At 67.1% G+C, this 22827-nt stretch carries 18 protein-coding genes; 10 read left to right on the top strand and 8 right to left on the bottom strand.

The features are described from left to right. Positions 1-115 precede the first annotated feature (115 nt). The 5 genes from ACO227_RS16910 to ACO227_RS16890 are packed head-to-tail and all read left to right on the top strand — an operon-like array spanning position 116 to position 8927. Positions 116-940 (top strand): glycosyltransferase, encoded by an 825-nt coding sequence (locus ACO227_RS16910; protein ID WP_423603334.1) that lies wholly within the window; start codon positions 116-118, stop codon positions 938-940. Further along, a complete protein-coding gene (locus tag ACO227_RS16905) occupies positions 940-1893 on the top strand; it encodes a glycosyltransferase family 2 protein (protein WP_423603332.1) in 954 nt (317 codons plus the stop codon). Before ACO227_RS16910 ends, ACO227_RS16905 begins: the two co-directional genes overlap by 1 nt. Further along, positions 1890-2807 carry an endonuclease/exonuclease/phosphatase family protein gene (locus tag ACO227_RS16900; RefSeq protein ID WP_423603330.1) on the top strand — a complete coding sequence of 306 codons (918 nt, stop codon included), beginning with the start codon at positions 1890-1892 and terminating at the stop codon, positions 2805-2807. The genes ACO227_RS16905 and ACO227_RS16900 overlap by 4 nt, the downstream gene beginning before the upstream one ends. Continuing rightward, a complete protein-coding gene (locus ACO227_RS16895; protein WP_423603328.1) occupies positions 2804-4102 on the top strand; it encodes an outer membrane beta-barrel protein in 1299 nt (432 codons plus the stop codon). Before ACO227_RS16900 ends, ACO227_RS16895 begins: the two co-directional genes overlap by 4 nt. Before the next feature lie 13 nt (positions 4103-4115). Beyond that, a complete protein-coding gene (locus ACO227_RS16890) occupies positions 4116-8927 on the top strand; it encodes a hypothetical protein (protein WP_423603326.1) in 4812 nt (1603 codons plus the stop codon). Here the strand turns inward: ACO227_RS16890 and ACO227_RS16885 are convergent. Genes ACO227_RS16885 through ACO227_RS16875 form a run of 3 tightly spaced genes read right to left on the bottom strand, consistent with a single transcriptional unit; the run spans position 8903 to position 11360 of the window. After that, a complete protein-coding gene (locus ACO227_RS16885; protein WP_423603324.1) occupies positions 8903-9628 on the bottom strand; it encodes a serine acetyltransferase in 726 nt (241 codons plus the stop codon). The two genes, ACO227_RS16890 and ACO227_RS16885, sit on opposite strands and share 25 nt — an antisense overlap. Positions 9629-9633: 5 nt before the next feature. Continuing rightward, complete coding sequence (locus ACO227_RS16880; RefSeq protein WP_423603322.1) at positions 9634-10191, bottom strand: polysaccharide biosynthesis/export family protein; 558 nt, start codon at positions 10189-10191, stop codon at positions 9634-9636. After that, complete coding sequence (locus ACO227_RS16875) at positions 10188-11360, bottom strand: glycosyltransferase (RefSeq protein WP_423603320.1); 1173 nt, start codon at positions 11358-11360, stop codon at positions 10188-10190. Before ACO227_RS16875 ends, ACO227_RS16880 begins: the two co-directional genes overlap by 4 nt. Positions 11361-11583: 223 nt before the next feature. Between ACO227_RS16875 and ACO227_RS16870 the strand changes: the two genes are divergently transcribed. Continuing rightward, positions 11584-12747 carry an acyltransferase family protein gene (locus ACO227_RS16870; RefSeq protein WP_423603318.1) on the top strand — a complete coding sequence of 388 codons (1164 nt, stop codon included), beginning with the start codon at positions 11584-11586 and terminating at the stop codon, positions 12745-12747. Between the two features lie 121 nt (positions 12748-12868). Here ACO227_RS16870 and ACO227_RS16865 read toward each other — a convergent pair whose 3' ends face one another. Beyond that, positions 12869-14932, bottom strand: coding sequence for a calcium-binding protein (locus ACO227_RS16865; RefSeq protein ID WP_423603316.1), 2064 nt, complete (start codon positions 14930-14932; stop codon positions 12869-12871). 46 nt (positions 14933-14978) lie between these two features. Here ACO227_RS16865 and ACO227_RS16860 point away from each other — a divergent pair, with 46 nt between their 5' ends. Beyond that, positions 14979-15137: a hypothetical protein gene (locus tag ACO227_RS16860; RefSeq protein WP_423603314.1), complete on the top strand. Its 159-nt coding sequence runs from the start codon at positions 14979-14981 to the stop codon at positions 15135-15137. 323 nt (positions 15138-15460) lie between these two features. On the opposite strand, the gene ACO227_RS16855 is transcribed toward ACO227_RS16860, so the two are convergent. From ACO227_RS16855 to ACO227_RS16840, 4 genes are all read right to left on the bottom strand, one after another. Then, positions 15461-16651 carry a glycosyltransferase family 4 protein gene (locus tag ACO227_RS16855; RefSeq protein WP_423603312.1) on the bottom strand — a complete coding sequence of 397 codons (1191 nt, stop codon included), beginning with the start codon at positions 16649-16651 and terminating at the stop codon, positions 15461-15463. Between the two features lie 38 nt (positions 16652-16689). After that, complete coding sequence (locus tag ACO227_RS16850; protein WP_423603310.1) at positions 16690-17646, bottom strand: NAD-dependent epimerase/dehydratase family protein; 957 nt, start codon at positions 17644-17646, stop codon at positions 16690-16692. 53 nt (positions 17647-17699) lie between these two features. Further along, a complete protein-coding gene (locus ACO227_RS16845; protein WP_423603308.1) occupies positions 17700-19049 on the bottom strand; it encodes a UDP-glucose dehydrogenase family protein in 1350 nt (449 codons plus the stop codon). A gap of 68 nt (positions 19050-19117) precedes the next feature. Further along, complete coding sequence (locus ACO227_RS16840; RefSeq protein WP_423603307.1) at positions 19118-19315, bottom strand: hypothetical protein; 198 nt, start codon at positions 19313-19315, stop codon at positions 19118-19120. Between the two features lie 47 nt (positions 19316-19362). On the opposite strand from ACO227_RS16840, the gene ACO227_RS16835 reads away from it, so the two are divergent. The 3 genes from ACO227_RS16835 to ACO227_RS16825 all read left to right on the top strand — a co-directional run bounded on the left by ACO227_RS16835 (position 19363) and on the right by ACO227_RS16825 (position 22826). Then, a complete protein-coding gene (locus ACO227_RS16835) occupies positions 19363-20646 on the top strand; it encodes an aldehyde dehydrogenase family protein (protein ID WP_423603305.1) in 1284 nt (427 codons plus the stop codon). A 25-nt stretch (positions 20647-20671) separates the two neighbouring features. Next, positions 20672-21649, top strand: a complete 978-nt coding sequence (locus ACO227_RS16830; protein WP_423603304.1) for a hypothetical protein — start codon at positions 20672-20674, stop codon at positions 21647-21649. Positions 21650-21968: 319 nt separating this feature from the next. Continuing rightward, complete coding sequence (locus tag ACO227_RS16825) at positions 21969-22826, top strand: UTP--glucose-1-phosphate uridylyltransferase (protein WP_423603302.1); 858 nt, start codon at positions 21969-21971, stop codon at positions 22824-22826. The last annotated feature ends 1 nt before the right edge of the window (position 22827 follow it).

Raw genomic sequence — 22827 nt, 5'->3', positions numbered from 1 at the left:
GCGCGGCATGAGGTTGACCCAGACGCCGCCGCGGGGTGTCTGGCAACGACTGCACTGAACAGGCGTATCTATGTTTCAAGCAGCTGTCGTCATACCTGTGTGGAATGGAGAAGCGGTGATCGCCCGCTGCCTGGACGGGCTTGCCCGGCAGACCCTCCCACGTGACGCATTCCAGATCATCGTCGTCGATAACGGGTCGAGCGACTCCACTGCCGAGATCGTGCGCAGCTATCCCGGCGTCGAGCTGCTCGTGGAGAAGCGGCCCGGCTCCTATGCCGCGCGCAACCTGGGGATCGGGCGAGTCCAGGCGCCCGTGACGGTCTTCACTGACGCCGATTGCACGCCCGCGCCCGACTGGCTGGAGCAGGTGCTATGTGCGGCCGCGGCGAATCCGGGTTTCGGCGTGCTCGCCGGCAGGATCGAGCTGTTCGACGAGATTGCGCAGGAGCGCGAGGTATTCGGCGATTACGAGCGGCTGTTCAGCTTCCCCCAGGCGCATGCCGCGCGCGGCAATTGCGCCACCGCCAACTGGGCGAGCCGGACGGCGCTGCTCCGTGCGCTGGGCGGGTTCGACGCGGCGCTCAAGTCCGGCGGCGACCGGCAGATGGCGTTGCGCATTCGTGATGCCGGGCACCCGCTTGTCTATGTGCCCGAGATGGTGGTGCGCCACCCGGTGCGCGCGAGCCGGGCCGAACTGGTGCGAAAGCGACAGCGGCTTAGCGGCGGGCGCTGGGACCGCACCGTCCGCCGGCCGCGCCTCGCGCATGTGCTGGGCGTCACTGCGGTCGATACGGTCCGGCGGCTGCGCCGGGCGGCGATCTCGCGCGAGCTCTCGCTACGGCGGCGGCTGGCGGTGATGCGGCTGACGCTCGAGCTCGCCGGGGTGGCGGTGCGCGAATTCCTTCATCTCGCCGGGGGGCGAAAGGCAGCAAGGGACTGATGACCACGCCTCGCTTCTCCGTGGTGATGCCGCTCTACAACAAGGCCGGGCATGTCCGCGCCGCGATCGAGAGCGTGCTCGCCCAGACGATGCCCGCCCACGAGATACTGGTGATCGACAATCGCTCGACCGACGGCGGACGCGAGCTGGTGGCGGGGATCGGGCACGAGCGGATCAAGCTGCTCGACCTGCCGACGCCGGGGCCGGGCGGCTATGCCGGGCGCAACCTGGGCATCCGTGCGGCGAGCGGCGACTGGATCGCGTTCCTCGACGCCGACGATCTGTGGTTGCCCGGGCATCTCGCCCAGCTCGCGCAGGGCATTACCGCCAACCCCGAAGTGCGCGCGGCGGCGACGCGGTTCGACCATGTTTTCGCCGACCGCAGCCAGAAGCAGCGGATCGCGCGGGCGCTGGAGCAGCCGGTCACGCTGAACCTGGCCGCGTTTCTCCAGGCCTGGTTGGCCGTGCGTGAATGTCCGATGTGGACGGGGGCGATCGCGGTGCGGCGCGACACGCTGTTCGAGGCCGGGCTGTTTCCCGAAGGCAAGGCGGTGCGCGGCGGCGACAAGGATCTGTGGCTGCGCGTGCTGGCGCGCGGGCGCCTGCGCTACGATCCCGCGGTCACGGCGGTGTTCCACCGCGACTCCGAGAACAAGGTCAGCAAGTCGACCACCACGCTGGGCCTGCCCTGCCTGGTCGATACCGCGCGCGGGATGATCGCCGGGGTGGGCCGGCGCGAGGCGGCGCTGCTGCGGCGGCTGGTGAACCAGGAGATCGCCCATTATGCGCGCTACGCGATGAAGCATCCGGGCCGGACAGCGATCCGGCTGGACGATGTTTATCTGCCCGAAGGGGTCGGCACCGCGGCGCTGCTGCTCGCCGCCAAGCTGATCCCCGCTTCCCTGCGGCAATCCGGCCATGCCCTGCGCAACCGGCTGCTCGCCCGCGCGTGAGCCTGGTTCGCAGCCTGGGTTACCTGCTGATCGGCGGGGGGTGTCTGGCCTCGTGGCTGGCACTGGCGGGCGCGTTGGTGCCGCCGCTCGATGCGCTGGCATCGTTCCTGCCCGTGTTCGGCGCGGCGATCCTGGCGGGATTGCCGTTCGCCTGGCGTCAGCGCCGTTGGACGATCATCGCCGCGCTGCTCGGCCTCGTTCCGGTGGCGTTGCGGCTGGTGCCCGAGCTGGTCCGCGACGTGCCGATGGCGCGTTCGGGGACGACGCAGGTCCGCGTGCTCACCCACAATGTCTGGCAACGCGACGACAGCCCGGCCGATACCGCGCAGGCGATCCTCGACGCCCGGCCCGATGTAGTGACGCTGCAGGAAGTGGACGGCAGCTTCCGGCCGATGCTCGCGGCGCTGCGTCAGCATTTCGTCCATGGCACCGCCTGCCCGCCAGGTTGCGATCTCGCCATCTTCTCGCGCTGGCCGATCGTCGACAGCGACTATTTCCTGAAGGACGGCGCGGGCCGCAAGTTCGGCCCGCCCATGCTCTGGGCGCGGATCGCCGGCCCGGATCGGAGGCCCTTCACCGTGATGACGCTCCACTATCCGCGGCCCACCTCGCGCGGCCAAGCGGTGCGCAGGCGGGCCGTGGCGCAGGCGCTGGCGCGGACCGATCGCGGCTCGCTCATCGTTGCAGGCGACATGAATCTCACGCCCTGGGCCGCAGCGATGAACGCGCAGGATCGCGCGCTCGCGCCGCTTACCCGCATGACGCGCGCCTTGTCGAGCTGGCCGCGGGCCTTTCCCTTCCTGCCGATCGACCAGCTCTATGCCGGACCGGACTGGGGGCTGGTGGCGGCGAGCCAGCTGCCGGCGACCGGATCGGATCATCGCCCGCTGCTCGTTACGCTGGGGCGCCGGTGAGGCGGGCCGCATCCCTCGCGCTGCTCGGCAGCTGCGCGTTCGCGGCGCCTGTGCTGGCCCAGCAATCGGATGCGACCGACGGACTCGGCTCGGTAGAGAGCGAGAATCCGTTCGGGCGCGATCGCAACGTCAGCGTGCTCGAGCGCCGGCGGCCCGCCTACACGCCTGAACCGATCCGCATCGGCACGATCGAGCTGATGCCGCGCCTGGCGATCGGCGCCGGCTATGACGACAATCTCTACGCCCAGCCCGACGACAGGATCGGCGATGCCTATCTGCGCATCCGGCCGCGCATATCGCTGGTACGGCCTTCCCCCAATCTGAAGCTTTCGCTCGACGGCGAGCTGGACTTGCTGCGCTATGCAGGCCGCACGAGCGAGAATGCGACCCAATATGCCGTGAATGCGGGCGCGCGCTACACGATCAGCAAGTCCGACACGCTCGACCTCAGCTTGCGTAACGGGCGCTACAGCCAGGAACGCGTCTCGCCCGACTCCCCCGATCAGGCGACGCGGCCGATCCGTTTCACGCTGAGCGAGGGGACGGCGACCTATACCCATGTGTTCAACCGGTTGCGGGTGCGCGGCGTGCTCAATGTCGAGAGCCGCGACTATGCCGACAGCGTGACGCCGGGCGGCGCTGCGATCGACCAGGATTTCCGCGACCATACGACCTATACCGGCACCGCGATCGGCGAATATGCGCTGAGCCCCAGCATTGCGCTGTTCGTCGCGGGGTCGCTCAACCGGCGCGACTATCGGGAACGGATCGGGCCGGTGCCGGCGCGCGATTCGAGTGGCTTCGAACTGGCCGGCGGCGCGAGTTTCGAGCTGGGGCGCAAGGCGCGCGGCGCGCTTCGGCTCGGCTATCTCCGCCAGGATTACAAGCCGGCGGAGTTCGAGGATGTCTCCGGCTTCCTGGTACGCGGCGAGCTTGCCTATTTCCTGACACCTCTGGTGACGATCACCGGCACTATCGACCGGGGCATCCGCGAGACCGGAGTCAATGGCGCGACCGGCTATCTGGCCACCAACATGACGTTGCGCGCGGACTATGAGCTCCTGCGCAACCTGATCCTGAGCATGGGCGGCGAGCTGGAGAAACGCGACTTCAACAATATCGACCGGCGGGACGATCGCTGGACCTGGCGCGCCAGCGGCTCCTACCTGATGAGCAAGCGGATGGCGCTGCGCCTCGACCTGCAGCGGCGCACCCAGTCGAGCTGGGGTGCGACGCCGGGGCGGCGCTTTGCCGACGATCGGATTTCGGTGGGGGTGACCTTTTCAGGCCTATGACGGGAGCCTTGCCATGCCTACGCTCTACATCTCGCCGACCGGCAGCGGCTCGGGCGACGGCTCGAGCGCCGCGAATGCCGCGACGCTGAAGGATCTGCCGCAGCTGATCGCTGCGGCGGGGCCGGGCGGGCAGGTGCTGTTGCTCGCCGATCAGGGTGCTTATGCTGCGCCGACGGGGGCGTTGGCCATCGTTGCGGGGGGCACCGCGAGCGCACCGGTGACGATCCGCGGCATCGACAGCGCGGGCAATGCGATGGCAGCGACGATCGCCGGCACGCGGAGCGAGCCCTTTGACCCGGCAGGCCTTTCGGGTGAGGAGATATTTCGGCTGCTGAGCGGCGCGGACAATCTGCGCTTTAGCGATCTTGCCTTCGAGAATGTCGGCACGGCCTTTCGCGTCGGCGCGGATGTCCGCAACCTGACGATCGAGCATGTCGGCGCCACGAACGTCTCGCGCTTCTTCGACAATATGGTCTCGGGGGCCAATGCCAGTGCGACGATCACTGGGCTGACGATCCGCGACGTCGCGGTGGACGGCTATTCCAAGGGCGCGATCCGCATCCAATATGACAGCAACAATGTGCTGATCGAAGACGTGCGCGGCGACAGCCAGTTCCAGGATGGCGACAATTTCGCGATCGGCATCCACATTACCGGCACCGCGCACGACGTGACGATCGATCGCGTCGCGATGCGCAACGCGCTCGACACGGTGAACGACTATCGCAACGGCGACGGGTTCGCGACCGAGCGCGGTACATACGACATCACGCTGCGCAATGTGATCGCCACGGGCAACAGCGATGGCGGGCTCGACCTGAAGAGCGACAATATCGTCGTCGACGGTGCGATCGTTTCCGGCAATGGCCGCAACATCCGGTTGTGGGGCACGGGCGTGCAATTGAGCAACATCGTCAGCCTCGATGCCGGCGCGCCGCTGGCTGGCGGCAATCGCGAGCATATCTGGCTGGCCGAAGGCGCTAGTGCGACGATCGACGGGGCGCTTTTCTCCGATCCAGGCTCGCCGACTTTGTTCAACCTCGCCGAGAGAAATGGCGCGCTGACGGTGCGCGACTATGGCCTCTCCACCGGTGCCGGCACGGTGATGTCGAAGAAGGGCGCCGGATCAATACTGACCCTGGACGGCCAGCGCGTAGTGGTGGCCGCGGGAACCGCCGAAGACGATTTGATGGGCGGTACGGCGAATGCCGATGCGCTGCTGGGCGGTGCGGGCCGCGACATGCTCGTCGGCAATGCCGGCGACGATGTACTGACCGGAGGCGCGGGCGCGGACATATTGGTCGGCGGTGCAGGGTGCGATTTGCTCAGCTACGCAGGCAGCGCTGCCGGGGTGCGGGCCGATCTGACACGGCTTACCGCCAGCGGCGGGGATGCCGAGGGCGATCTGTTCGATGGGTTCGAGGATGTCGAGGGTTCGGCCTTTTCCGACACGCTGGCTGGTGATGCGGGCGCGAACCGGCTGTTCGGCGGTAACGGTGACGACACGCTTTCGGGTGGCGCGGGAGACGACACGCTCGACGGCGGCGCGGGCGCCGATGTGCTTGACGGCGGAGCCGGGATCGACCGGGTGGATTATGGCAGCAGCAGTGCGGGGGTGGTGGTTGATCTAGCGGATGGCGCGGCGAGCGGTGGTGAAGCGGCGGGCGACCGGCTGACCGGCATCGAGGCGGTGGACGGCTCGGGCTTTGCCGACACGCTCGCCGGCACCGGGGGCGTGGACCGGATCGGCGGCGGCGCGGGCGACGACCGGATCGACGGGCGCGGCGGCGACGATCTGCTGGTCGGCGGCGCGGGTGCCGATACGCTGATCGGCGGTATCGGATTCGACAGCGCGGATTATTCGAGCAGCGGCGGCGCGGTCACGGTCGATCTTCTCGCCGGCACCGGGATTGGCGGCGATGCCCAGGGTGACCGGCTTCAGGGAGTCGAGCGGCTGATCGGCTCTACCTTCGCCGATCTACTGACTGGCGACGGCTTCGACAATGTGCTGATCGGTGGTGCGGGCGCGGACCAGCTGACCGGCGGCGCTGGGATCGACACTGCCGATTATTCGGCGAGCGGCGCAGCGGTGAACGTGGTGCTCGGCGGTACCGGCAGCGGGGGCGATGCCCAGGGCGATATGCTGGCGGGAATCGAGAATCTGGTCGGCGGCAGTTTTGGCGACGTGCTGATCGGCGACGTCGCGGCCAATAGGCTGTCGGGCGGCGGCGGTAACGACCGGCTGGTCGGAAAGGGCGGGGCGGACCGGCTAGACGGTGGAACGGGTATCGACATCGCCGACTTTTCGACTGGCGCGAGCGCGGTGACGGCGGACCTTGCGGTCGGCACGGCTTCGGGCGGGGTGAGCCTTGTCGCGATCGAGGGTCTGGTCGGCTCGGCCTTCGATGATACGCTGAGTGGCGATGCAGGCGACAACCGGCTGGTCGGGGGCAGGGGCGCAGACCTGATCAATGGGCGCGACGGCCTCGATAGCGCCGATTATTCGGGCTCGGCGGCGGCGGTGCAGGTCGACCTTGCCCTGGCGGTGCAGGCCGGTACGGGTGAAGCGGCGGGCGACCGGCTGGTGAGCATCGAAGCATTGATCGGTTCGGCCTTCGACGACGCCTTGGCTGGGATCGGCGCTGCCGAAGTATTGTACGGCGGCGCGGGAGCGGACCGGCTCGAGGGGCGCGGCGGCGACGATCGGCTCCAGGGTGGCGCGGGCGCCGATATGCTGATCGGCGGGGGCGGCGTCGATACAGTCGACTACAGCGCCAATGCGGTCGCCGTCTCGATCGACCTCCAGACCGGCGCGAGCAGCGGCGGCGAGGCCGAGGGCGATCGGTTCGACGGGATTGAGCATTTCATCGGCACCGGCTTCGCCGATACGATCATCGGCGACGGAGGCGACCAGATCCTGGTCGGCGGCGGCGCGGGCGACCGGCTCGACGGCGCCGGCGGCTTCGACATCGCGGTCTATGCGGGCAGCGCCGCGGGCGTGAAGATCAATCTGGCGACCAACATCTTGTCGGGCGGCGATGCGCAGGGCGACACTATCGCCGGGATCGAGGGCGTCGTAGGCAGCGCTTTCGCCGACATGCTGACGGGCGACGCGAACGCCAATCGGCTCGAGGGCGGCGCGGGCAACGACACGCTCGACGGGGGCGCGGGCGCGGATGCGATGATCGGCGGCGAAGGCGACGACTCCTACGTCGTCGACAGTACCGGCGACCAGGTGGCCGAGGTGGTCGGCGGCGGGCTCGATATCGTGCGCACGAGCCTGTCCTCGCTGACGCTCGCCGATGGCGTCGAGGATCTCAGCTATACCGGCAGCAGCGGTTTCGCCGGTACCGGCAACGCGCTCGACAACAGCCTCTACGGCAAGGGGCTGGGTGACTCGCTCTACGGGCTCGACGGCGACGACAAGCTGGTCGGCGGCGCGGGCGCGGACCTGCTCGACGGCGGGGCGGGGCGCGACCAGGTCGACTATACCAAGTCCGCCGCGATCACCGTGAACCTTGTCACCAACGTCAATCACGGTGGCGAGGCCGAGGGCGACCGGCTATTCGGCATCGAGACCGTAATCGGCTCCAATTTCGCCGACAGTATCACCGGCAGCGACGATCCGGTGGCCGGCGACATCCTCTATGGGCGCGGCGGTGACGACGGGCTGGTCGGTGGCGCCGGCGACGACCAGCTCGACGGCGGCAGCGGTAACGATCTGCTGCGCGGCGGCACCGGCAACGATCTCTACGTCGTGTATGAGACCGGCGATCAGGTGATCGAGGCAGCGGGGGAGGGGCGCGACCGCGTCCGCACCGCCGCGAGCAACTACACGCTCGGCGCCAATATCGAGGAGCTGGTCTATACCGGGACCATCGGTGCGACGATGACCGGCAATGCGCTTGATAATTTCATCGTCGGCAGCGGTGGCGAGGACCGGCTGGCCGGCGGAGACGGCGCGGACGTGCTGCGCGGCGGGGCGGGCGGTGATATGCTCGACGGCGGCGCGGGATCGGACACCGCGGAATATGCCGGATCGCTCGGTGGGGTGCTGGTCAATTTGCGCGCCCAGACTGCGACAGGCGGCGATGCCATGGGCGATCGGCTGGTCAGTATCGAGAATGCGCAGGGCTCGGCCTTTGCAGATGTGCTGCTGGGCAGTGCGGGTGCCAATGTGCTGGCCGGCGGCGAAGGCGACGATGCGCTCTCGGGTGACGACGGCAACGACACGCTGCGGGGCGGTGTCGGCGCCGACCGGCTCGATGGAGGCAAGAACGAGGATGCGCTTTACGGCGAGGACGACGGCGACACGCTGTACGGCGGACAGCAGACCGACCGGCTCTATGGCGGCGCAGGCAGTGATCTTCTGGTCGGCGACACCGAATGGGTCTCGTCCGCCGCCGCAAGGGATACGCTGGATGGCGGCGACGGCGACGATGTGCTGGTCGGCGACGGGATCAGCATGACGGCGACCGGGATCGGTGGCGCGGACACGCTGATCGGCGGGCTCGGCAACGATGTGCTGTACGGCGATGCGATGAACATGGCGGCCGGCGCGCGCGGCGGCGCGGACAAGCTGACCGGCGGTGGCGGGAGCGACCGCTTCGTCTTCGCCCGGGGATCGGGCGCCGATGAGATCACAGACTTCACGCGCGGCGGCGCCGAAGCCGACCGGATCGACCTCAGCGCCTTCGACATCGCCTATGAGGCGCTGCGTTTCACCATGAGCAGCGCGGGGGTGACGATCCAGCTCGGCGGCACCGACACGATCCTCGTGCGCGGCGTCACGTCGCTGGATCAGAACGACTTCGTTTTCGGCTGATCCTGGGTCCAGCCGTGCAGCGCCCCTTCGCACGCGGCGAGCAGCTCGGGCGGGGCCAGGCGGTTGATATACCCGTCCGATCCCTGGTCCGAGAGCAGCTTGGCGGGAATGCCGCCGACTACGCCGCGCGCCGGCACGTCCTTGGTCACCACCGCATTGGCGCCGATCGCTGCTTCCGCGCCGACCTGGATCCCGCCGATCACCTTGGCGCCGGAGCCCAGGAAGGTGCGATCGCCGATCACCGGGGCGCCGCGCTTGGCGCCGCGGTTCATGTAGCCCAGCACCACGCCATGGGTGACGTTGACGTTGCTGCCCAGCACGGTGTCGCCGTGGAAGTAGAAGCCGCCGAACCGGTTGAGAAACAGGCCCGGGCCGATCTCCATATATTCGGGGATGGCAAAGCCATATTTGTACCGCGCACGCAGCAGCAGCCATTTGGCGAACGGATAGAGACCGAATGCCTTGGCGGGCTTGAGCTTGAGCCAGCCCGCGGTGCGCATCAGCACGGTGTATTTATAGCCCGGCGTGAAGGCATAATGCTTGAGGAAGGCGCCGGTGCTGACCCGACCCGCATAGCGGTACAGGTCCGCGGCGAGCAGCGCCTTCAGCTTGGCGAAGCTGACCGGGCAACCGCGCAGATGGGGCTTGCCGCTTTCGGGTAGCGGCTCGTCGAGCGCGGGCGCGAGCGATGCGGTGGTCATGTCCATCAGAAATAGCGCTCGCCGAAGCGGATCGTGTCGCCGGGCAGCACCGCGAAATCGGCGGTCAGCGGATAGGCGCGCTCGCCGGCCTCGCCCGCGCGCTTGAGGAAGACGCGCTTTTCATTGGCACGATAGGTGAAGCCGTCCGCCTTGGCGACCGCGCCACGAACGGTGAGCCCCTGCGTATAGGGATACTCGCCGGGCTTGTTGACCTCGCCCAATATATAGACGGGGCGGAAGCTCGCGACCTGCACCGTGACCTTGGGCTGGAGCAGATAGCCGTCGAGCAGTTCGGTCTCGATCGTCTTGGAAAGCTGGTCGGGCTGGAGGCCGGCGGCCTTGATCTCGCCGAGCAGCGGGAACGCGATCGTGCCCGCGGGCGAGACTTCGAAATCGCCGCTGAGCGCGACTTCGCCATAGGTCGCCACCTTGATCTTGTCGCCGGGGGACAAAGTGAAGGCTGCGGCGGCAGGCGGCGGAGCGCCGCTGCCGGCGAGTGGCGCCTGGCCGGCACATCCGCCGAACAGCGCTCCCGCCAATGCGATGTGCATATGCCATTTCATGTGCTTACTCCCGAACGCGCCTGTACATGGTTTCTGGGTCGGGGCGCGGCGGCAGGCGACGCAGCAAGCGCTGCCTCGATCCGCGCCCAATAATTCGCGGCGGCCTGCTCGACACCATAGGCGCGCGACCGGGCGAGCGCGTGCGCGCCGCAAGCGCTGCGGCGGGGCTCGGTGAGCACCCGGAGAAGCGCCGCGGCGAAGCTTGTGGGGTCATCCGTGGGGACCAACGCGCCGGCATCCACGTCGATTCCGCCCGCGACAGCATTTCGGGGAAGATCGGCTAGGATTTCGGACGGGCCGGAGGCGCAGTTGGTGGCGACGACGGGGACGCCGCAAGCCATCGCTTCGACTAGCCCATTGGGGAAACCCTCGGCATTGGAGGGCATGGCATAGGCCTGCGCACGCGCAAACAGCGCATAGGGATTGGCGACGAAGCCGGGCATGTCGACCCGATCGGCGATGCCGAGCGTCGCGGCCAGCGCGGCGAGCGCGGAGCGCTCCGGGCCCTCGCCCAGAATGACAAGCCGCTCGGCCGGGTTCGCTTGCGCATAGGCGCGCAGCAACATTGCGAAATTCTTATTGGGCACCAGCCGGCCGGCGGCGGCGATATAGGGGCCGGCAGGAGTGAAGGCGGGCGCTTCGGCGGCGAGCCTGGTGATCTGCGCGTGGTCGACCGGGTTGGCGATCGCCGACATGCGCGAGCGCGCCACGCCGAAATTGCAGGCGAGATCGTCGACCACCCCTTCGGACACCGCGATGACGTGCGCGGCGCGCGGATAGGTCATGCGGACCATCGCCTTGGCGGCGATCGCCCCGCGTCCCTTGCCCAGATGCGCACTGGTGTTGACGCGCTCGCTGATCAGCCACGGCCGGCCGCGCCCCGCCATCGCCCAGGCGTTGGCGACATTGGCGCGGGTGAGGAAGCTGAGCGTCGCGTCGGGCGAGAGCCGGCCGATCAGGGAGCGCAGCTGGTTGAGGCTCGGCAGTAGTCGGTGACGGGCATCGAGCTGATGAACCTCGACCCAGTCGGGCACGGCGTAGGTGCGCGGCTCGTCGTCGAGCAGCGCCAGATGAACTTCATAGCGCGCGCGCCAAGGCACCGAGCCGCGGAGCAGCGTGGTGAGCACCCGCTCGGCGCCGCCGCCTGCGAGCGAGTTGATCGCGAACACTATCCGCTTTCTGTCCGGCATCATTCCTCGCTGGCGTTTCGTGCGGAATCCGGCTCCGGTAGAAAGGCCTATCACGCGAATTTGTTGCGATGCACCATATACGGGCCCGCTCTATCGTTCGGGCGGGGCGGCTGGCCGATTAGCGGGCGTCGCGCGGTAGTTTCACGGCGCCGGGCGGCTATCACCCGCGCATCCGGAACGACAGCGGAGGTGCACGATGGGCATGGAACGAGTCGACACTCGGCGAGTCGAATGTCTCGACGGCCTGCGCGGCCTGGCGGCGCTCTGGGTGCTGATCGGGCACACGATGATCCTCACCGGATTCCGCCTGCCGCTGGTGAGCAAGCCCGACCTGGGCGTCGATCTGTTCATCCTGCTCTCGGGCTTCCTGATGGTGTTCCAGTATCAGCTGCGCGCGGGCCGCGAGGACTGGAACGCGCCTGCCACTTGGGCGGCGTTCTGGACGCGCCGCTTCTTCCGCCTAGCGCCGCTTTTTTACCTGACGCTGGCAGTGGCGCTGATCGCGGGGCCGGCCATCTACGAGAGTCGGGTGGCGATCGACAGCTTCCTGGGGCAACAGCTCCAGCCGCGCGAGCGCTACGCCGATTCCAGCTTCGTCAATGTCGCGGCGCATGTGAGCTTCGTGTTCGGGTTGCTGCCCGGCTACGCTTTTCGCAGCCCGCTGCCCGATTGGAGCCTAGGGCTGGAAATGCAATTCTACGCGCTCTTTCCCTTTCTGGTGTTGCTCGCCCGCCGCGCGGGCTGGATAGGGGCTGCGCTGATTGCCGGCGGCGCTGGCGCGGCGGCGGCGCTGGCAGCGACGGCGGCGGGGCTCGACTATCCGATGCCGTCCTTCCTGCCGCTCAAGCTTCACCTCTTTTTGTGCGGCATGCTGATCGCTGCCGATCTTGGGCTGGGCAGGCGCGTCTGGCTACATCTCGCCGCTGCGATGCTGCTCGCCGCGATCCCGATCGGTGGCGATCAGGATGCGCTCCATCTTGTGGTGCGCGAACTGCTCGTGCTCGGCTTCTTCGCGCTGGTCCATCTGCGCAGGCTGAGCGCCATTGATGGTGTGGCGCGACTGCTCGGAAGCCGGCCATTCTACTGGCTGGGGGAGCTTTCCTACGGCACCTATCTGATCCACCTGCTGATCCTCCAGCCGGTCGCGGCGGCGGTGATCGGCCGGTTCGGCACCGGGCTCGGCGCGATCGAGCGGTTTGCGCTGACCGGGGCGATCGTGGTGCCGGTCACCTATGGCCTGGCCTATCTCACCTACCGTTTGGTCGAGCTGCCGGGGCAGCGGCTGGGCAAGGCGGTGATCCGGCGCGCGACCGGCAGCTCCACCCGTTCGCGTCAGACGGTGCCGGAAGAGCTTGCCGCGCCCTGATCCTGCAGGATGGCTCGGACGTCATCGCCGAAGATTGTGCCGCTGACCGGTGCAGAATCGGTCTAAGCTCCAAGCTTTTGATCCGAAACCCGCAACACCCCTCCCTCGGGAAAGGCGAGAGTCAGCCGAAGACGAAATCGTCGGGTGAAAACCCCTGCGCTCCGCGGACGAAGATGCTGTCCGTACCCATGGTGATGCGCACTCCATCCACGCCCGTCGTGAAACTAAGTTGCTCATAAGCGATGTCGAAAGCGCTGAGATCGATATGGTCCATGCCCGAAATGAAGTCGCTGATCTCGTCGGCACCCGAGCCGGGCGCGAACACGAACCAGTCGGCGCCCGCACCGCCCGCAAGTAGGTCGTTGCCGCCACCGCCGATCAGGTAATCGGGACCGTCGCCGCCATAGAGCTTGTCGGTTCCGCCGGCCACGGTCGCGGTCGTCTCCCGGCCGTCGCCATAGAGCCAATCATTGCCGTCGCCGCCCTCGAGCGTGTCGGCGCCGCCCTTGGCGCCGTCCCTCATTACGTCACCGTCGCCGATCAGGATGTCGTCACCCGCGCCGCCGGTCAGCCGGTCACTGCCGCCCTTGCCGCTGCCATAGATATTGGTCGCATCGCCGATCAGCAGGTCGGCATCGTCGCTGCCGTCCAGCCGGTCGTTGGCGCCCTGGCTGCTCAGCCATTCCTGGTCGCCGACCAGCCGGTCCGCGCCCGCGCCGCCGATGAGCGTGTCCGACTGCCAGCCGCCGAGCAACATGTCAGAGCCCGACTGCCCCCGGAGTAGATCCTCGCCATTTCCGCCCGCGAGCGTGTCGTCGCCCGAATTGCCGGCGAGGTCGTCATTGCCGCCGAGCCCCCCCAGCGTATCGCTGCCCGCGCCGCCGATCATCGCGTTGGCGAGCAGGTTGCCATTGCCGGTGAAATCGGCGGCGCCTCGGCGGATGAGCTGTTCGACATTGCCGGCCAGCGTGTAGCTGTCGAGCGTCGTCTCGACCCGGTCGAACCCCGCGCCGGCGGCCTCGGTGATCCGGTCACCGGTATCATCGACAAGGAAGATGTCGTCGCCCGCCGTGCCTAGCAGTGCGTCCGCCGTGGGGACGGTGGGCAGGGGAAGCAGCGCGATAAAGTCGGTCGCGCCGGGCGAGGCTTCGCCCTGATCGACGGTCAGCGTTTCGCGGATCGTCTCAGCACCGACGAGGCCGGGGAGCGAATCGCGGGTTGCGAGCGTCGAGAGCTCGGACCGGGTGATTTCGACGTCTTGCAGGGTGAGCCGCCCCTGCGAGGAGATTACCTTGGTACGCGATCCGGCGTCGTCGAAGCGCCCGCCGATCACGGTGACATTGGCGGCGCTGTCGAGCCAAAGCTGGTTCTGCTCGGAGATGCCGCCCCGCAGCACTGGGTTCAAGCCGACCGAGTCGATCAACGTCGCCTCGGCCCAGAGCCGGTAGTTGCGCCCATTCTCCTCGCTGAGCGCCCGGACGACCAGCGTGCCGCTCGATTTGAGGTCGTAGCCGCCGTCGCTGTTGCCGCGCGCGACCGTATCGATGAAGCGCACGTCATAGACCCCGCGCTCGCTCGCGAAGCCGTCGCCGTTGAAATAGGCGCCGGAAGTGCTCTGGACATTCTCCATCACGACCCGGCTGAGCGTGACGTTGTGGACGGTGTCGTCGAGATGGACACCCGCGGGCAGGTCGTCGCCCGTCTGTCCGGCCATATTTGCCGTGACATTGTCGATCACGACGTTGTTGGTGTCATACTGAAGGCGGATCGCCGTCTTGGAGAAGCCCTGCACGTTGACGTCACGGATCGTCAGTCCGGTGATCGTCGCGGTGCCCGAGGGTGCGCTGGAATAATCTTCGAAGAAGCGGCGTACATTGTTCGCGTCGACATCCTCGATGTGGAGATTGCCGAGATCGGCAGTGACGCGGAAGGCTGTGCCGACATTGTCGATCCGCAGGTCACGGAATTCGAGGTTGTCCGCGCCGGTGCCGAGCTTGAATAGCTCGTTACCGGAGGCATCGCCCGCCTGCCAGTCGGCCGGGCGCGAGCCGACGAAATGCGCGGCCATGGCATTGCCGTCGGAATCGATGCCTCGCACGATCACCGGCTGGCCCTCCGCTCCACCGCGGGTGATGCCAAGGATGCCGGTGACGTTGTAATTTCCCTGGTCGGCCAGTAGCAGCACTTCGCCTCCGGGGCCCGCCCTTCCGATCAGCGTGTTGAGCGAACCGATGGACGCTGCGTTGTTGATGTCGCTGCCGCTTTTGTCCCCGGATCCGGCAGGCGAGATGTACAGGCTTGGCATGGCGAACGACCCTTGCTGTGGTGGCGAGCTTTATATCGATAGCATCATGCTGCGCCGCAGCATGGTTAAGCCGCTATTATGTTGACCATCGGTGAGGTTATCGGGATGGACCGTCGTAAACTTCTGGCTTCGATTGCAGGGCTTGCAGGTACCGGAGCGTGTATCGCACGGGATTCTGAGGGCGAGGGGGCAGGACGGCCGCCGCTGGCAATCGATGCCGATGGGCAGGAGCGTTGGCGAATCCGCAGCTGGGAGTGGGGCGGAGATGCGTGGCGACCGGCGATTGCGCATGCGGTGCGGGGTCTGGCGGGAATCGAGATTTCGGGAACGATCGAGGCGGCAGACCGAGCCGAGGTAGTGGCTCGGCTAGCCGTGTAGCCCTCTCCTGGACGGAGAGGGGGATTGGGTTCACCCCTTGACGACACCTGGATTGCCGGAAGCCCGAAGCACCACCCGGCTCTGGGCTAGCGTGCTGCGATAGACTGCCAGCGTGTCCTCCGCTGCCTTGTCCCAGCTGAAGCGCGCGCGAACGGTGTCTCGGTCGATCAGAAAATCCGCGCAATCCATGTCGAGCCGCTGCGTGAGCGCAGCGACGTCGCCGACCGGGAAGTAATTTCGCGACTCAAGCCCGATATCGAGATTGGCGGGTATGTCGCTCAGCAGCATCCGCGCGCCGCAGCTCGCAGCCTCCAATGCCGCGATCGGCAAACCCTCGTGATGGGAGGGCATCACGAACAGGGCGCAGTGTTCGTAGAGGCATTTGAGTGTGGCACGAGACTGGACCCCGGCGAAGATCACCCGCTCGCTGGCGCGATCCAACAGCGTGCGTGCATAGTCGCTATCGTGATCGGCGGCACCGGCGATCACCAGCTTCTCGGTGCAGTTCGATGCCTCGAAGGCGGCGATCAGGTCATGCAGGCCTTTTTCGGGCACCAGCCGAGCGACGGCAAGCAGGAAACCGCCGCGTTCCACACCGATCCGCTCCAGCACCAGATCCGGATCGGCGTCGTCGGGCAGCTCGGACGTGCCGTTCGGAATGTAGCTGATCGTTTGGGCGCGGGCCGGGAAGTTACGCTTGAGCTGGGTTGCCAGCGAGGGCGAGACGGCGATCACCCGGTGTGCGAAATTGACCGCCAGCCATTCGCCCGCGCGCAGGGCATTGCGCGCGAGCAGGCCCCATTTGGCGCGGTGATAATCGGTGCCGTGATGCGTCACGATCACCTTGAGACCGAGCAGCCAGGCAAGCGGCGCCATCAGTCCCGGGCCGATCGCATGGATGTGGATCAGGCTCGCGCCGCGCCGCCAGGCGGAGAATACGGCGAGGAAGGTGGCGACGATCGCCTCGAGACTCTGCGAACGCGGGCAGGGGATGCCGACGACCTCCACGCCACGATGTTCGGTCTGGGACTCGGGCAGATAGGGTGCGCGGCCGAGCACGATCGAGCGGTGATCGGGCCACAGCGCCTTGATCCGTGGCAGCAGCTCCTCGCAATGGCTCTCGACCCCGCCCATTACGTGCGGGAAACCGCGCAATCCGGTCACGCAGATGGTGGGCAGTCCCTCTGGATCGCCGATGTGCATGCTCGTCCGTTGCAGCATGTTGATACTCCTCACATGACCTGGTCGGATTTTCCGGCTCAGGCCACCGCTGCCATCGGCCCTCTCCCACCTTGTTCGATTTCGCTAAGATACCATTCCACGAACCGCTCGATGCCCTGGGCGAGCGGAACCTTGGGGCTGTACCCGGTCAGGTCGCGGATCGCCGAGATGTCGGCATAGGTTGCGGTCACGTCACCGGGTTGCATTGGCCGCATCAGCTTGATCGCCGGCCGGCCGAGCGCGCGCTCGATCAACGCGATCATGTCCATCAGGCCGACGGGATTGCAGTCGCCGATGTTGAGCAGCCGGTGCGTGCCGCTGGATGGCGGCCTGTCGAGCACGCCGACCACGCCATCGACGATGTCGTCGATATAGGTGAAGTCGCGCGCCATCCGGCCTTCGCCGAACACCTCGATCGGCTGGCCGAGCAGGATCTTCTGCGCGAAGCCGAAATAGGCCATGTCCGGACGGCCCCAAGGACCGTAGACGGTGAAGAATCTGAGCCCGCTCTGCGGCAGGCCGTAGAGTGTGGCGTAGCTCTGGCTCATCAACTCGCAGCTGCGCTTGGTGGCTGCGTAGAGCGAGACCGGCGCGATGCAGGGCTCGTCCTCGCGGAAGCCGGCGCCGCCCAGGGGCCGCTCGCCGTAGACCGAGCTCGATGAGGCGTACACGAGATGCTCGATACTGCCGGCGTGGCGCGCCGCCTCGAGCACGGCGAGATGGCCCTTCAGGTTGCTGTGCTCATAGGCGAGGGGATTCTCGATGCTGTAACGCACTCCCGCTTGGGCAGCGAGGTGGACGATACGCCGCACCCCGTTCCCGGCCACCAGCTCGGTGAGGAGCTCGGGGCTCGCGATGTCGCCGCGGACCAGCCGGAAATTGAAATTGTCGATCAGCTGCGCGACGCGCGCCTCCTTGAGCGAAACGTCATAATAGTCGGTGAAATTGTCGAGCCCGATTACGCGCTCTCCGCGCGCGAGGAGCCGTTCGGACACCGCATGGCCAATGAAACCAGCGGCGCCCGTCACGAGAATGGGGGCGCTGGCCGTCACGCTGCCTGCCTCCGGTTCGAGACCGTGGCATCCTCCAACTTGCTCGGCCGGCCGACGCTTACATAGCGCAGCCCCGCTTCCTCCGCCTGGGCAGGCGGGTAGATGTTGCGCAGGTCGACGAGCACCGGATCGGCCATGACCGCCTTCAGGCGCTTGAGGTCGAGCGCGCGGAACGCGTCCCATTCGGTGACGATCACCGCGGCCGCCGCCCCTTCGGCCACGGCATAGGCGGACTCGGCATATTCGACGTCGCTGAGCAGCGCCTCTGCGGCGGCCATCCCTTCAGGATCATAGGCGCGGACCTTCGCGCCAGCATCCTGCAAGGCCCGGATGATCGCGATCGACGGCGCATCGCGCATGTCGTCAGTATTGGGCTTGAAGGTGAGGCCGAGTATTGCGACCGTGCGGCCGCGTACCCGCCCGCCCATCGCGGCGATCACCTTGCGACCCATCGCGCGCTTGCGCTGCTCGTTGACCGCGATCGTCGCCTCGATCAGGCGTAGCGGCGCGTCGTGATCCTGGGCCGTCTTCATCAGCGCGAGCGTGTCCTTGGGAAAGCAGGAGCCGCCATAGCCAGGGCCGGCATGGAGGAAGCGGGCGCCGATGCGATCGTCGAGCCCGATGCCGCGCGCCACCTCCTGCACATCGGCACCGACCTGCTCGCACAGGTCCGCCATCTCGTTGATGTAGGTGATCTTCATCGCGAGAAAGGCATTGGCCGCGTACTTGATCAGCTCGCTGGTGCGGCGGCTGGTGAACAGCACCGGCGCCTTGTTCAGCGAAAGCGGGCGATAGACTTCCTCCATCGGCGCGCGGGCGCGTTCGTCCTCGATACCGATCACCACGCGGTCGGGGCGCTTGAAATCCTCGATCGCGGCGCCTTCGCGCAGGAACTCGGGATTGGAGGCGACCGCGAAGGCGGCTGCGGGATTGCATTCGCGGATGATCCGCTCGACCTCGTCGCCAGTGCCGACCGGGACGGTCGATTTGGTGACGATCACGGTGAAGCCATCCAGCGCACCGGCGATCTCGAGCGCGGCGGCATGGACATAGGAGAGGTCGGCATGGCCGTCGCCGCGCCGGCTCGGGGTGCCGACCGCAATGAACACGACGTCGGCTAGGCCAACCGCTTCGGAAAGCTCGGTGGTGAAGACGAGGTTGCCGGCCGCGACGTTACGCGCGACCAACTCGTCCAACCCGGGCTCGTAGATGGGAATACCCCCGGCGCGGAGGCGTGCGATCTTGTTCGCATCCTTGTCGACACAGGTCACGTGATGGCCGAAATCGGCAAAGCACGCGCCCGAAACCAACCCGACATAGCCGGACCCGATCATCACGATACGCATTGGTGCGCTGCTCCTAAATACGCGGAGACGAGATTTCTGCTGCGTTTGCGAACACTCGACTCGCGTGCTCAGCGCGTCAACTTGCCAGCTTCGAGGTGAGGGAAATCGTCGGCGAAATGATTTTCGGTGGAATCAGGGTCGCTACTTCGCTGCATTGCGCAAAGAATGAAGGCTTCGCAAGGAACAGCTCCCGCCGCTGCTGGAACGACGCCGGGGCGATTTGGCTCCCATGCGTCGAAACGATTCGACTTGAACTTGCCACGCATCGGCGACGGAGTAGAAGATCAAGCGACAAGCCGTAGGAACAAAGAGGATGCTTGAAGCGCAACGCGCTGCATTTTTCGCCGAGCTGCCGGTGCCGCCGGCAATTCGGCGCGATCGACTGCAGCGGGCGACCCTGATGATCGAGCGGAACGCGGACGCGCTTTGCGCCGCACTTGTGGCCGACCAGGCGAATCAGGATGCCGAATCGGCGATGCGCGTCGAAGTGGTGCCGGCCTTGGCCACCCTCCGCGATGCACAACGCAATGTCGCGGGCTGGATGCGCCCGAAAGGCAAAAGCGCGCTGCGTACTTGGCTGGGGCTGGGCGGCGACTATGTCGAGTATCAACCGCTGGGTGTGGTCGGCATTGCGGCGCCAGCCGCGCTGCCGCTGCTCCGGACGGCGAGCGTCCTGGCGAGCGCGCTGGCAGCGGGGAACCGCGTGATGCTCCGCTTCGATGACGCGTCGCCGCAGCTGGCCAGTCTATTCGAGTCGCTGGCGCCCGACTTCTTCGATCCGCTCGAGTTGGCGGTGGTGCCTGGCGAGTCCGGTCCGGGCCTTGCCGGGGTGGGCTTCGACCTGCTGGTGGCCGATGCGTCGACGGGTAAGGGGATCGCGCTTGCGGGCTCGGGCAAGTCGCCAGCGATCTTGGGACGCTCGGCTGATTTCGCCCGGGCGGCGGCGTGCGTGGTTGCCGACAAGCGCGCGAAGGGCGGGAGATTCTCGCTGGCGCCCGATTACCTGCTCGTACCCGAGGAGCAGGAGGAGGCAATCGCTGCATGGCTGTGGCGCGCGGCGATGCGGCCCGGGGCAGAGGTGGTGCCGCCGCTCTCCGCGGAGGAAGGCGGCCGGCTCGCGCGGCTCCTGGATGACGCGCGCGCGCGCGGGGGCGAGGTGATGACCGCCGAACCACGCGGTGCGGGCATGCCGCTTCACATCGTCCGTCACGCCAGTGAGGATATGCTGGTGATGCAGGAGGAGATCGAAGGTCCGATCCTTCCCTTGCGCAACTATGCGCGCATCGAGGATGCGATCGCGGCGATCCATCGGCGCCCGCCCCCCATAGCCATCTATTATTTCGGACGTGACGCCGCCGAGCGCCGGCACGTGGTGGAGCGAACGCTCTCGTCGACGATCGCCATCGACGTGCGCTCTCTCACCAAGGTGCACAAGGCAAATGCGGGGATGACGTTCGGCATCGGCGAGGGAGAGGAGGGCTTTCGCCGTTTCAGCCGTGCGCGCCAAGTCCATCACCAGCCCTTGCTGGGCATAAACCGCCCCTCGACCCGCGAAGCCGGCGACGAACTGGGCGGGGCGGCGCCCGCATTGCACTGAGCACGGAGGCGCCACGCCGCGTCGCATGGCGCTGGCCTCGCCGCATTTCCCCGGACTAGCGGCCATGGCCGGCATGAATTCCCGCTTTCCCATAGGGCCGGTCCGCATCGCTGCTGAAGACGAGCCAGTCTATGTCGTACGCTCGGGCGCGGTCTATCGCGGCGTGCATGCCCGCGATGTCGGCAACGGGCTGTTCGTGATTCGCGACTCGGTTCGTGGCGTGCAGATCTCCGACATTGAGGTCGTCGGCGGCTACCGTGTGATCGAAAACACCGCCGTGCCGCGTGAGGCAGGCGCCGATTGCGTGGGCCTTCGCGTGCGCGGCGCCCGGGCGAGCGGCCTCCGTCGCAGCTTCGCCCGCATCCGCTATGCCAGCCATGACGGCGTGATCCAGGACGTGACCGCCAGCGGCACGCTCACCACCGGCGCACATGACCTGCCGGTGGGCATTTCCTTCGCGGACACCGCGCACGATTTCCGGCTCGAACGCTGCACGATGCGCGGCTTTTGCTGGAAGCGTGGCGAGCGCAAATACTGGAACGGTGACGGCTTTTCGACTGAGCGTGGCAATGCGCGAATCCTGTTCCGCCAGTGTGCCGCCTGGGACAACAGCGACGGCGGGTTCGACCTGAAATCCACCGATACCCTGCTCGACGACTGTATCAGCGGACGCAACGCGCGTAACTTTCGGCTCTGGTCAAGTATTCGCGCGACGCGGCTGACCAGCGTCAATCCGCGAAAGATCGGCGGAATCGGCGACACGAACCATTTTTCGATCATGGCCGCGCAGGGGCTGCGCGCACCGCTGGTGATCCATATCGAGCATTTGACGGTGAAGAGCAATCAGGCATGGCCGATCTTCGACGTGCATGACGGCCCGGCCCGGATCATCATCGGCTCGCACGATATCCAGGTTCCGCCCGGTACGCCGCTTGTGCGCCGGCGCGGCCAGGGCTCTGTGCCGGGCGGGGTTTCGTTCGCGGGGGCACCGCCCAAGCTCTAGATCGAGAGTCAAGCAGGCTGGGATTACGCCTGCCGACTCCTGGTCATTCCCCGCGAAGGTGCGAGACGATGGAAGGGATCGTTCACCACCCCCCAACGCCTCGACATAGCGTCGCAATGGGCCGGACGCAGTTCGGACACGTTTCGACGCCAGCCTCTTGCTGCAATGCAGCGCGAAGGCGCAGCGTTGGTTTGTCAGGACGTATCGATCGCGTTGGCGGATCCGGCTTGCCCGTTGGGCAGCGTATCCGCGAGTTCGTCTCGCCCTGACGGTTGATGCTGGTCTTCCGGGGGGGCCAGCAACCAGGAAAGGGTGGAAGATGCGAAGAGTACGCAAAGCAGTTTTCCCCATTGGCGGCCTCGGAACCCGGTTCCTTCCCGCCACCAAATCGATGCCCAAGGAGATGCTTCCGGTCGTCGACCGGCCGTTGATCCAATATGCCGTCGACGAGGCGCGCGAGGCAGGCATCGAGCAGTTCATCTTCGTCACCAGCCGCGGCAAGAGCCTGATCGATGATCATTTCGATCACGCCTTCGAGCTCGAAGAGACCATGACGCGGCGCGGCAAATCGCTCGACGTGCTCGACGGCACGCGGACCGCGCCGGGCGACATCACCATCGTCCGGCAGCAGGAGCCCCTGGGACTCGGTCATGCCGTGTGGTGCGCGCGCCGCATCGTCGGCGACGAGCCCTTCGCGGTGCTGTTGCCGGACGATCTGATGATCGGCGAGCCGGGCTGCCTGAAGCAGATGGTCGACGCCTATGCCGAGCTCGGCGGCAATCTGATCTGCACCGAAGAAGTGGCACCGGAGGACACGCGCAAGTACGGCATCGTCACGCCAGGCGCGCGCGCCGGCGCGATGACCGAGGTGCTGGGGCTGGTCGAGAAGCCCGCTCCCGATGTGGCGCCTTCCACGCTGGCAGTGATCGGCCGCTATATCCTCCAGCCCGAGGTGATGGACATATTGAGTGGCCAGGAAGAGGGTGCGGGTGGCGAGATCCAGCTTACCGACGCGCTGGCGCGGATGATCGGCCGGCAGCCGTTCCACGGCGTTACCTTCCAGGGCCGGCGCTATGACTGCGGCGACAAAAGCGGCTTCGTGACTGCGACGCTCGCTTTGGCGCTGGCCCGGCCCGACATCGCGCCCGCCGTGCGCGCCTTCATGGCCACGGCGTGAC

The organism is Sphingomonas sp. MS122, assembly GCF_049532975.1.
GTDB lineage: Bacteria > Pseudomonadota > Alphaproteobacteria > Sphingomonadales > Sphingomonadaceae > Sphingomonas.
Note: the sequence above shows the minus strand (reverse complement) of the source record. Positions and strands in the feature narration are given on the sequence as shown.